The 11920-nt window shown below is 50.3% G+C and carries 10 protein-coding genes; all 10 read left to right on the top strand.

Annotated features, from left to right (window positions below):
- Window positions 1–99: 99 nt before the first annotated feature.
- The 10 genes from tmk (at window position 100) to HUK38_RS13795 (ending at window position 11835) form a co-directional block, all read left to right on the top strand.
- The gene (gene tmk / locus HUK38_RS13840; RefSeq protein ID WP_338065428.1) at window positions 100–780 is read left to right on the top strand and encodes a dTMP kinase; all 681 of its coding nucleotides are present in this window, start codon (window positions 100–102) and stop codon (window positions 778–780) included.
- 33 nt (window positions 781–813) lie between these two features.
- Window positions 814–1776 (top strand): hypothetical protein, encoded by a 963-nt coding sequence (locus HUK38_RS13835; protein ID WP_182584923.1) that lies wholly within the window; start codon window positions 814–816, stop codon window positions 1774–1776.
- Window positions 1777–1822: 46 nt separating this feature from the next.
- Window positions 1823–2860 carry a DNA polymerase III subunit delta' gene (locus HUK38_RS13830; RefSeq protein ID WP_182584922.1) on the top strand — a complete coding sequence of 346 codons (1038 nt, stop codon included), beginning with the start codon at window positions 1823–1825 and terminating at the stop codon, window positions 2858–2860.
- Between the two features lie 126 nt (window positions 2861–2986).
- Window positions 2987–4186, top strand: coding sequence for a polysaccharide deacetylase family protein (locus tag HUK38_RS13825; protein WP_182584921.1), 1200 nt, complete (start codon window positions 2987–2989; stop codon window positions 4184–4186).
- Window positions 4187–4270: 84 nt separating this feature from the next.
- Window positions 4271–4816 carry a ferritin-like domain-containing protein gene (locus HUK38_RS13820; protein ID WP_182584920.1) on the top strand — a complete coding sequence of 182 codons (546 nt, stop codon included), beginning with the start codon at window positions 4271–4273 and terminating at the stop codon, window positions 4814–4816.
- An 88-nt stretch (window positions 4817–4904) separates the two neighbouring features.
- Window positions 4905–6359: a glycosyl hydrolase family 57 gene (locus HUK38_RS13815; protein ID WP_182584925.1), complete on the top strand. Its 1455-nt coding sequence runs from the start codon at window positions 4905–4907 to the stop codon at window positions 6357–6359.
- A gap of 98 nt (window positions 6360–6457) precedes the next feature.
- Entirely contained in the window at window positions 6458–7075 is a 618-nt protein-coding gene (locus HUK38_RS13810; RefSeq protein ID WP_182584919.1) for an EF-hand domain-containing protein, read from the top strand.
- A 287-nt stretch (window positions 7076–7362) separates the two neighbouring features.
- On the top strand, window positions 7363–8274 hold the full coding sequence (gene chlG, locus HUK38_RS13805) for a chlorophyll synthase ChlG (protein WP_182584918.1): 912 nt from the start codon (window positions 7363–7365) through the stop codon (window positions 8272–8274).
- Between the two features lie 117 nt (window positions 8275–8391).
- Window positions 8392–9600, top strand: a complete 1209-nt coding sequence (locus tag HUK38_RS13800) for a geranylgeranyl diphosphate reductase (RefSeq protein WP_182584917.1) — start codon at window positions 8392–8394, stop codon at window positions 9598–9600.
- A 447-nt stretch (window positions 9601–10047) separates the two neighbouring features.
- A complete protein-coding gene (locus tag HUK38_RS13795; RefSeq protein ID WP_182584916.1) occupies window positions 10048–11835 on the top strand; it encodes a diguanylate cyclase domain-containing protein in 1788 nt (595 codons plus the stop codon).
- Window positions 11836–11920 lie beyond the last annotated feature (85 nt).

Below are 11920 nucleotides of genomic sequence, written 5' to 3'. Positions count from 1 at the left end.
AAAGCTCGCTCGCGCCTGCTTGCATGACAGTCCGCGCTATTTATGCCTCGGGAAATCCTGCTACGATTGTGGCAATCATGCAAAATAATTAGAGTCACCGTGAACCACCAACCTGCATTACCCTACGGGCGATTAATCACATTAGAAGGCATTGAAGGCGCGGGCAAAACCACCCAACGCGACGTGATTTGTGAAACCTTAATTGAACAGCGCGTGCCGTTTTTGAAAACCCGCGAGCCGGGCGGATCGGACATCGCCGAACGAATGCGGGCGTTGCTACTCGATCAAGCCAATCAGGGCATGAGCGCGACGGCGGAGTTGTTGCTGATGTTCGCCGCCCGCGCCGAACATTTGCACAAAACCATTTTGCCGGCGCTGAGTAGCGGCACTTGGGTGATTTGTGACCGCTTCACCGACGCCAGTTATGCCTATCAGGGCGGCGGGCGCGGCATTGATGCGCAACACATTCGGCATTTGGAAAACTGGGTGCAAGATGGTTTGCGGCCGCATTTAACGCTGCTATTTGACCTGCCGCCGACCGTCGGTTTAGCCCGCGCCCAGCGGCGAGCGACCGCGGCAACTGGACACCCGGATCGCTTTGAACTGGAAACGGTCGCGTTTTTTGAACGAGTGCGCAGCGTGTATTTGACATTGGCAGAACAGGATCAGGCGCGGTTTCGCGTGATTGATGCCACACAGCCGCAGGCGGCAGTGACCGCGCAGGTGCAGACGATTATCATTAGTCAAGTCAATGAGTTACGTCAGGGGAGTTGGGCATAAATGTTAATGATCAATTTTTGAGGTATTTTTATTATGATTACAAAAAACGAACCTAATCTTAAACTCGGAATTTGCTGCGTTTACTATTATAAATCGGAAGGTGATTGGGTTTTAGAACTACAGCTAAAAGAAATCATACGCAATACAAAAGATGTCAATTTCGTTATTTATGCGGCAGCCAATAGATTGAAAGAAAAGTATTTAAACCAGTTAAAAAATACACCGCACGTTCAGATTGTAACATTGCCGTATCTAACTATTCGTGATGCCGAAGAACATGGGCAATATTTGGATCAGCTTATTGAATACGCTTTTGAAAAAGGCGGGTGTTCTCATGTGTGTACTTTAGATTCAGATTCATGGCCGATAAAACAAAATTGGGCAACTGATTTAATCAAAATAATGTCTGAACAACATGTTGATGTAGCAGCCGTGAGTCGTGAAGAATTAGGCGATCATTGGCTGCCGCATCCGTGCGGGTTAATGATGACTAAACCGTTTTTTAGCAATTATAAACCGACCATGTGGCCAACTGGTCAAGAAAACAATTTGAATCAGTTTTATCAAGAAACTCAACAAAGAGCAGACACGGGAATTGGCGTGGGATTGTCGTTATGGCAACACCAGCAACCCTGGTTAAAATTCAATAGATCAAATAAAATAAACGACCATCGCTTAATGGCCGGTATCTATGGCAATGTTTTCTTTCACATTGGCGCCTCCAGTCGCCCAAAGGTTTTCCATCAAGACAATGCGTGGCGTTCAGTTTATTTATTTATTAAAAAACTGCCGTATGTATGGCGCTATGCGCAAAACATTAAGCAACTACTCGCTATGCGACTACCAAGCAAAGTCAAACACCAAAATGAGGCAGTATACAAAAACATTAAAGCACGTCTGATTGCCGATCCGACAAGCTATTATTGTTATTTATTAGAAACATCCGATATTAACTCGCTATCATGTACAGCATCAACGACTGCCAAAGCACAATAATTCGATTATCCCGATCCGACATTTTTAATTTACTTGATTCAAAGTGATGACCGCCTTCACCTATTCAATCCCCCGCACCCGTCTCCCCTGGCATCACGACCACTGGCGGCGGCTCATCACCGCAACGCGCACCCAACGGCTCGGTCATGCGTGGCTGTTGCTGGGCATGGCCGGACTGGGCAAACGCCATTTTGCCGACCTGCTGACCCAAGCCCTGCTCTGCCGCCAACCGCTGGCAGATGGCGCACCGTGCGGCAGTTGTCAGGAATGTCATCTCGTCACCACCGGTCAGCATCCGGATAACCAGCACGTTCAACCCGCCGCCGACAGCGTGTTGGGTGAAATTAAAGTGGACACGATTCGGGAGTTGACCGCGCAGGCCGCGCTCACCCCGCACCGAGCGGCGCGTAAAGTGATTCAAATTCACCCCGCTGAGGCGATGAATCGCACCGCCGCCAATGCGTTGCTCAAAACACTGGAAGAGCCGTCGCCGTCAACGTTGCTGCTGTTAATTGCCGACGACGCCACGCGCTTACCGGCCACGGTGCGCAGTCGCTGCCAACATTTGCTCTTCGTCCCGCCGCCGGCCGCGCTGGCGCTGGACTGGTTGCGCGCCGTCGGTGGTCAAGCGCCCGCCGCCGCGCAGTACCCGCTGTTGCTGCAACTGGCGGCCGGCGCCCCGCTGCGGGCGCTGACGTTAGCGGCGGACACGGAGTTGCTGGCAGCGCGGGCGACGGCCTATCAAGCGTGGCTGCGCGTCGGGCGGGGGCAACAGGATCCGCTGGCCGCGGCGGTGACGTGGCAGTCACTCGACCCGCACTGGGTACTGGATACGCTGACCAGTTGGTTGGTGGACATCATGCGATTGGGCAGCGGCGGCGCGCAGGTGGCTATTACCAATCTCGATCAACGCGCTGACTTGACGCAACTGGCGCGGCGCTGTTCACCAGCCGCCATTCATCAATTCACGCAGCAGGTATTAAAAGCACGGCGGTTGTTAAATACCAGCGTCAATAAACAATTGTTATTGGAAAGTTTATTGATCCGCTGGGCGATGTTGGCGATGGCCAGCAATCAACGTTAAAACGCTCAACGGCCACTCACGGCCACGCGCCCCATTTTCGACTACACTAGCGCCAATTTTGACCACCCGAGCGCCGTTGTTGGTGACATTGCCGCGACGGCGGTGATTGAATTGGAGACCCGTTAAATGACAACAACCGCCCATCATGCGTTGGTCCTCAACCTGCACCAACCGCCCGGCAATCTTGAAGAGTTGCTCGACCAGCAGAATTGGGAAGCCAACGAGATTTTATTTGCCCTTGACCGCATTCCACGCAGTTTGTGGGGACAGGAAGACCTCGCCCGCGTTCACCTGTCACTGTCCGGCACCCTGCTGGAAACGCTCTCCAACCCGATGTTTCAAGAGCGGGTGTACGGCATCGTGGATTGCGGTAAGTTATTGTGGCACCTGCAAAATCAGGATTTATTTGAAATCCTCGGCACCGGTTATTATCACCCCGTGCTACCGCTGATTCCCGCTACTGAACGCGACGCCCATCTGCACCGCTGGCTCGGCATCGCCCAGCATCTGTTTTGGCGCTCCGCTTTTCACGGCTTTTGGCCACCAGAAATGGGCTTTTCAATGGAATTAATCCCGCTGCTGCGGCGCTTTGGCTACCAATACGTTCTGGTGGACAGCGGACACGTCGAGCCGCTGACGGAGATGAGTTGGCACGACATTCGCTACCGCCCGCATCTGGCGCGTTACGGTGACACGGCAATCACGGTAATCGTGCGCGACCGCGAGTTATCCGACGCCCAAGAATCGGGGATGGACGTGGACTGGTTTATTAATGAAGTCGCCGAGCGCACCAAGTGGTGCGATTTTTCGCCGCTCATCACCACCTGCACCGACGGCGAAAATGGCGGCTGGTTCCGCAACGTCACCGACGGCGCCAATTTTTGGAGCGCCTTTTACCTGCCGCTACTCGAACGGGTGCGCGGTCACACCGCCGCCATCAAACCGACCTTTATCACCGATTACCTCAAACAGTACGGCACGCACGGCGAGGTGACGATCAACACCGGTGCGTGGAATACCGGCTGGCATCACGGGCGCGACTTCACGCAGTGGACGGGGTCGCTGGCGCAGAAACAGATGTATGCCGATTACGCGGTGGTCAGCGCGATGTTGAATGACTTGCGCGAGCGGGTGGAGACGCTGCCCGACGCCCCGGCGGCGGCCGTGACGCAGTTATTGGACGACGCGACCTGGCAATTGCTGCGCGCTGAAACCAGTTGCAATACCTATTGGGGTGAGGCGTGGGTGCCGCGGGCCGAGGCCGATTTGAATAACGTGCGGCAGGCGCTGGTGGAAATTGAACGCCTGTTAATGGCGGTTGATTAAAATTAATCATTCACCGCACCCGCTGCGCAATGAACCCTGACCACTTTTGCATCACATAACCGTCCTGATTGACGAGAGGATTCCATGATTTCAGCCAAAATGAGCGACGCGATTTGCCATCAGATTAACAATGAGATGTATTCGGCTTATCTGTATTTGTCCATGTCAAACTACGCCAACTTCATTGGGCTAAAGGGCTTTGCGCACTGGTTTATTGTGCAATACCATGAAGAGATGTTTCATAGCATGAAGCTATTGGAATATGTGCAAAAACAGGGCGGGCAACCGGAACTCATGGCGATTGATAAGCCCGAACAGGCATTCGCCTCAGTCATTGACCTGTTTGAAAAAACGCTTGAACATGAGCAGTTCATCACGCGGTGCGTCAATGATCTAATGGAACTTGCCAAAGAAGAGCGCGATAATGCCACGCAGATTTTTCTTCAATGGTACGTCACCGAACAGATTGAAGAGGAGAATAACGATAGCGATATTTTAAATCAACTGCGCTTTGTGGCGAATGATCCCCGCGCTATTTTAATGCTTGATCGTGAATTGGCAACGCGCACCGTTGCGGTGCCGACTGATTATTCAAATGGCGTGGAGACGGCAATGAATCTTGCGCCGTAAGACAAACGGTCTTTACCATTAAATCACCAAATAAGATGATTGACATTCTGGAGTTGTTGTTGTGACTGCACCTGTTGTATTTCCCGAGATGATCGAATCCCTGCCCAATATTTGCGGCAATGAAGCTGCCGTGGCTGCCGCAATGGCCGCGGGTAAATCAAAACCTGTCGCGCCGAGCGGCGCTGGCGCTATTAACTTTAATACCATTCGTGCCGCAACGGCCATTGCGCTGCACCAGCATCAGCCATTGATCCCGGCCGGTGGCGGGGATTTGCAAACCGCCGCAATTATTAGCAATCTGAAACACATGATGGATAACCAGCATATTGGCGATAATCATAATGCGCCAACCTTTGTCTGGTGTTATAAACGCATGGGCGAGTTTATTCCGCAGTTAATTCACGAGGGCAAATCACCGCGTGTCATGCTTGAATACTCCGGCACGCTCTTGTATGGCTTGCGGGCAATGGGTGAAGATCATGTAATTGAGGCATTAAAAAGTGTCACCTGTAATCCCGATTACCGCTGGGCGGTGGAATGGTTAGGAATGCCGTGGGGTCATGCGGTTGCGCCATCCACACCCATTCAAGATTATCGCCTGCATGTGCAAGCATTTCAGCATCATTTTGCCGGTATTTTTGGATTAGACGCATTAGAACGGGTGCGCGGTTTTTCACCCTCTGAAATGGCTTTACCGAATCATCCGGATGTTGCGTATGAATTCGTGAAAACGCTGGTGGATTGCGGTTATCAATGGGTGTTATTACAAGAACACAGCGTTGAACAAGTGGAAAATGGTTGGCATCCGCAGCGCCCGCATTTACCGCATCGGTTGGTGTGTACTAATTCAGCGGGTGAAACAGCCAGTATTATTGCGATTCTTAAAACGCAAGGCTCGGATACCAAATTAGTCGCGCAAATGCAGCCATGGTATGAAGCGCAAAGTTTGGAGCGCTGGGAATTGGCCGGCAAGCGCGTTCCGCCATTAGTGACGCAAATTGCGGACGGTGAAAATGGCGGCGTGATGATGAATGAATTCCCGCCAAAGTTCTTTGAAGCGGTGCGCGGTGGATCAGGCACGGATACGCCGTTAATGAATGGCAGTGAATACCTCGAACAATTATTTGCGATGGGTATTAAAGACACCGATTTCACCGCCATTCGCCCCATTCATCAGGGCAAGATTTGGGAACGAATGCAGCCGGGTGATGGGCCGGAAAAATTGGCTAAAATCATTGCTGAATTGAAGCAATCCGATCATCGTTTCCACATGGACGGCGGCAGTTGGACGAATGATTTATCATGGGTTAAGGGCTATGACAATGTGCTGGGACCAATGGAAGAATCCAGCTCGCTGTTTAATGAAAAAGTGTTAAAGAAGGTTGGCTTGAAAACCAATGATCCGCATTACCGCAACGCGCTGTTTCATTTAATGGCGTCACAGACCAGTTGTTATCGCTATTGGGGGCAGGGCTTGTGGACGGATTACGGCCGCGAGATTTGCCGCCGCGCAATGGACATCATTAACTACGATTTCCGTTGAATTAAATGCCGGTATTGAGAAATAAACCAACATCATTTGGCATGATCCAAATGATGTTTGAATGACCTAATTAAACCACCAATGAGAGGATAATGACCATGCGCCACACGGCCTTACGTCCCTTGACAATTTGCACCGCTTGTTTAATTAGCAGTATGAGCGTTGCCCAACCGCCCGCCCCGACTGACGCCGCCACTGCGCCGCGCCTGACACCGACCGAAGCCTTTATGAAAGCATTGGATGTGAATAAAGATCAACAGGTGTCATTAGATGAAGCAAAGTCGGTGCAATTGCCGCGCTTTAAAGAAACAGATGCCGACGGGTCGGGTAATATTTCAATTGATGAAGCGCGTAATGCGTTCACTAAACAAGTGCCGGCAGAGATGTTGACGCAAATGCGCGAGCGCGGAATGCCAGATCCGGGTGAAACCTTTGTGAAAAATCTGGATAAAAATAATGATAACGCGATTGATTTGAATGAGTTTGAACGCCCGGCGGTGGATTCATTCCAGCGCATGGATACTAATAAAGATGGTGTTGCTACGGCAGAAGAAGCCGCCGCGTTTTTTGAACAAATGCAACAGCAAATGCAGGAACGGATGCGTCAAATCCAACAGCAAATGCAGGAACAAATGACACCGCCTGCGGGTGATGCGCCTGCCGCCATCGTGCCAAATGCCCCGATGCCGCAGCCTGCACCGCCAGCCGCGCAATAAACCACCCCGCCCCCGCATGGCACGGATGCCGTGCGCCCGCTGGCAGACATTTTGTCCGCCGCATTCAGTTTAATTCCAGTAAAATCCCACCTTGAGTGCGCTCATCGTGCGTGACTAATTCAGTTATCACGCCGGCGTTTCAGCGCGCATCATTGCACGCTTTTAATTGCATTGCACCGGTGACTTGTCAAATCATTGGCAATGAACACCGCCGTGTTAAATCAAATGAGAGCGCCTCCTGAATTGATTTTGGTATTAAAACTGAATTAAAAAACAGGGTATTATCTATGACAAATGTGCCAAACACGCCCGCATCAACCCGCTTTGCTGCGGCCGATGTTTTAGAATTTCTCCATCCAATTACCTGGTTTCCGCCGATGTGGGCCTTCAGCTGCGGCGTGGTCTCATCCGGGCAACCAATTTGGAGTAATGTTTTATTGATTATCGCCGGCATTTTATTAGCTGGTCCATTAGTCTGCGCCGCCAGTCAAGCAGTGAATGATTGGTTTGATCGGCACGTTGACGCCATTAATGAACCCTATCGCCCTATTCCCTCCGGCCGTATTCCCGGCAATTGGGGTTTATACATTGCGATCATTTGGACGTTATTATCACTGGCGTTGGGATTTATATTAGGCCCCTGGGTATTAGCCGCCACTGCCGTCGGATTAGTTTTCGCCTGGATTTATAGCGCCCCGCCATTGCGCTTAAAACAAAACGGCTGGTGGGGCAATGCCGCCGTCGCCTTTTCCTATGAAGGATTAGCTTGGGTCACGGGTGCGGCGGTGATGATTGCCGGGCAAATGCCAACGTGGCAAGTATTATCATTAGCCTTTTTATACAGCGCCGGCGCGCACGGTATTATGACTTTGAATGATTTCAAAGCCATTACCGGTGATACGCAATTGGGCGTACGTTCATTACCCGTGCAATTAGGTGCAGATCGCGCTGCTCTCGTAGCCTGCGCCATGATGATTGCCCCGCAATTAGTCGTAATTGGTTTATTATTCGGTTGGGGGCAGCCCGTTCACGGCTGGGTTGTCACTATTTTAATTGCCATTCAAGCGCTGTTAATGGCACGATTTTTACGCGATCCAATTGGCCGCGCCACCTGGTTAAGTGCGTTTAGTGTCAGCGTTTATGTTAGCGGTATGATGGTCAGCGCTTTTGCGGTGCGCGGATTAACATTGGCGCAATAAATGCCGTATTCATTGCCTAATTCTATTTTCTATTGCGGCGCAACCCGCGCATGTTTTAATTCAACCGTCCGTCATTTTGACGGCTGCGTTATTTCACAATTTTAATTGGGTTATTTTATGAGTGAACAAGAATTGGTTGATGTGGTGGTGATTGGCGGCGGGCCGGCGGGGGCAACGGCGGCTACTGATTTAGCGCAACGCGGCCGCTCAGTTGTATTATTAGATCGCGGCGGGCGAATTAAACCGTGCGGCGGTGCTATTCCGCCCAAAGCAATGGAAGAATTCGCCATTCCTGATGAACAATTGGTCGCGCATATTCGGTCAGCACGAATGGTGGCGCCGAGTAATCGCTATGTAGATATGCCAATTAACGGCGGGTATGTGGGTATGGTGGATCGCGCTCCATTTGATGAATGGTTGCGCGAACGGGCGGCGACTGCGGGTGCGCAACGAGTAATGGGTTATTTCGAGCAATTAACTCGTGATGCGAATGGCGTGGCGTTAATTCATTATCGTGCGACGCCGAATGATCGTCATGCGCCATTACAAACTATTCGGGCGCGGGCGGTGATTGGTGCGGATGGCGCGAAATCAAGTGTTGCTAAACAGTGTATTCCCGCCGCCAAAGCATTACCGCATGTCGCGGCGTATCACGAAATCATTCGTACGCCCGCATTGCCATTTCGGGATTTTGATCCCGAACGCTGCGATGTTTATTATCAAGGTGAATTATCACCCGACTTTTATGCGTGGATTTTTCCCCACGGTGACACCATTAGTGTTGGCGTCGGCACTGAAAGAAAAGATTTTTCATTACGCACGGCGGTTAAACAATTGCGAATGAAAACGGGATTAGATCAATGCGAAACCTTGCGTTGTGAAGGCGCACCAATTCCATTGTATCCGCTGCCGAAATGGGATAACGGACGCGATGTGGTATTAGCCGGCGATGCGGCGGGCGTGGTGGCGCCGGCGTCGGGTGAGGGGATTTATTACGCGCTGACCGGCGGGCGTTTGGCGGCGGATGCGGTCGAAGAATTCCTCACGACGGGCAAAAGTAAGGCGTTAACGCAGGCGCGCAAGCGGTTTATGCGGGCGCACGGGCGGGTTTTTTGGATTTTGGGCATCATGCAGCGGTTTTGGTACAAAAATGACACGCGCCGCGAGCGATTTGTGAGTATTTGCGCCGATCCGGACGTGCAGGAATTGACGTGGGAGGCGTATATGCACAAGCGTCTGGTGCGCGCCAAACCCGCCGCGCATGTGCGGATTTTCCTCAAAGATATGGCGCATCTGCTCGGGATGGTCAGCCCCTGGAAAAAATAATTGCTGTTTAATCAAGCAGTTAGGTGAGCGCCGCCGCTGGTGGCGTTCATTTGAACGGATTGCATGATGAGTTGAAACGATTTTTTAATCAAAAAAGCATTTATGTTTTGTCAACACTCGTTTAATTTGTTTTAATAAGTTTGAATAACTTAGAATTGGTTGCTAACATTACCGGCGAATTGCAGTATTATTAATAATAACGCTTCACAAAAAATGAGATGTCCGGCAAATATATTTAGAATATTTACCTGAGCGGTATTGATACCGGTTAATGCGCGTACCATCGTTAAATAAACTTGTTTTGACGGCGTGAGCAGTATCCCGCTGATTTATAAGACTTTGTTTTTAACACATCCACAGAAATGTGGAGATTTTAGCGTTGCTAACTCCTTGTTTTATAAGTGACAAAACAAGTCTAAAGAAAAAAGAAAGGGGCTAGGCTCAATTATGGTTGTGACGTTCTGGTCTCTATTAACACCCGTGGTACTTTGGCTGTATTTTGCCACTGCTTATGCGGCAGCTCCGGCACATGACTCCACTGTAGTATCAGGACAGACATTTACTTTTTGCTTTAATCCACTCTGGCGTCCCTATGACTATGCTGAACATGGCATAGAAAAGGGGATTTTTGGCGATTACCTGCAATTGTTCGCCACACGGCTCGATATAACGGTTGTGCCGCATCCGACTGACACTTGGTCAGATGCGCTGGATGCTATTAAACGCGGCGACTGCGATTTTCTCGTTGGTGCCGTCAAAACCCCCGAGCGAGAACTTTACCTTGACTTTACTGCGCCCTATTTCGACATGGTTCATGTGTTAATAGCCAAACCCGATCGTCCGTTTATCGGTTCGTTGGGCAACCTGTCGGGAAAAACGATTTCTGGACCAAAAAACGGTGCAATCATGCAGTGGATTGCCCGCGATTACCCGAGTATTCAGCAGAAATATGTCGAAAGCGCTGATGAATCAATGGAGACGATCATGGCTGATCGCGTGTACGCACATGTGACGCCACTGGATGCACTGGTTAGCGAATACGGCTGGCTGCTGCGAAACCTGAAAATTATCGGCAAATTGGACTATTCCTATCCAATTTCCATCGCGGTGCGCAAGGGTGTGCCAGACCTGAAGGATGCATTTAATATCGCAATTGTTTCGCTCACGCATGAAGATCAGTCAGCGATTTCCAAACGCTGGACGACATTCACTTTTGTCGAGGAAGTTGATTACACCATTATCTGGCAGGTGTTAGGAGTAACAGCGTTGTTATTAGCATCCTTTGCCTATTGGAATCATCGCTTGCGGCAAGAAGTTGCCAAGCGCAAGGAACTAGAAAGCCAATTGATTGAACGCACCGAAAGTCTGTCCGAGGCACTCGATTTTAATGAAACCTTGCTATTGAATTCGCCAGTGCCTATCGGGGTTTATGGCGAGAGTGGCCAGTGTGAATTGGCAAACGAAGCCTATGCCAAATTTGTGGGTGCTACACGCGAGGAACTTTTAGCTCAAAACTTCTATGCAATACCGTCATGGAAAATAACAACCCTGCTGAGTGATTGCCTCACTGCCCTGACGTTTCAAACACCGCAACAGCGTGAAGCACACGTCGTGACCAGCTTTGGTAAAGATGTGTGGTTTGACTACCGAATTCTGCCAAAACATCTGCGGGGTCAAGTGCATTTACTGATCCAATTTTTTGATTTGACAGAGCGAAAGCGCCAAGAAGAGGAATTACGGCACTTGGCATTTCATGACACGCTCACGCGACTACCTAATCGACGCTTGTTATTGGATCGGTTGACACAGGCGCTGCATCTCGGTAAGCGCGAGAATAGTTACTTGGCTGTCTTGTTTATTGATTTAAATAAGTTCAAACAGTTAAACGACACCTATGGACACGACACGGGAGATCAAATGCTTATCGAAGTCGCTAATCGGCTGCAAAAACTGGTGCGCCAATCCGACACAGTAGCCCGGCTCGGTGGAGATGAGTTCATTGTGTTGCTGTCAGGATTAAGCGCCAATGCCGAGCAGGCGGCGCGGTGTGTGCAATCTATTGTTGATAAAATTCAAAGCGCATTGAATGCAGATTATGTACTCGGAAATGTTAATCATCATGGCAGTGCCAGTGTTGGAGTGAAGTTAATTCTTGGTGGCGACATTGATCCCGATCAAGTTCTCAAGGAAGCAGACTCAGCCATGTATCTAATCAAAAAAGGACTGTCTGCTTGATGCTACTGAACAGCGTATACGACGTCTCGGCAATGACAAACAACAAAAAGAAACCTACTCGGGAAAAAAACCATATATTAAAAAC

It is taken from the genome of Thiospirillum jenense (genome assembly GCF_014145225.1).
GTDB lineage: Bacteria > Pseudomonadota > Gammaproteobacteria > Chromatiales > Chromatiaceae > Thiospirillum > Thiospirillum jenense.
This window is presented reverse-complemented; position numbering and strand designations above follow the sequence as displayed.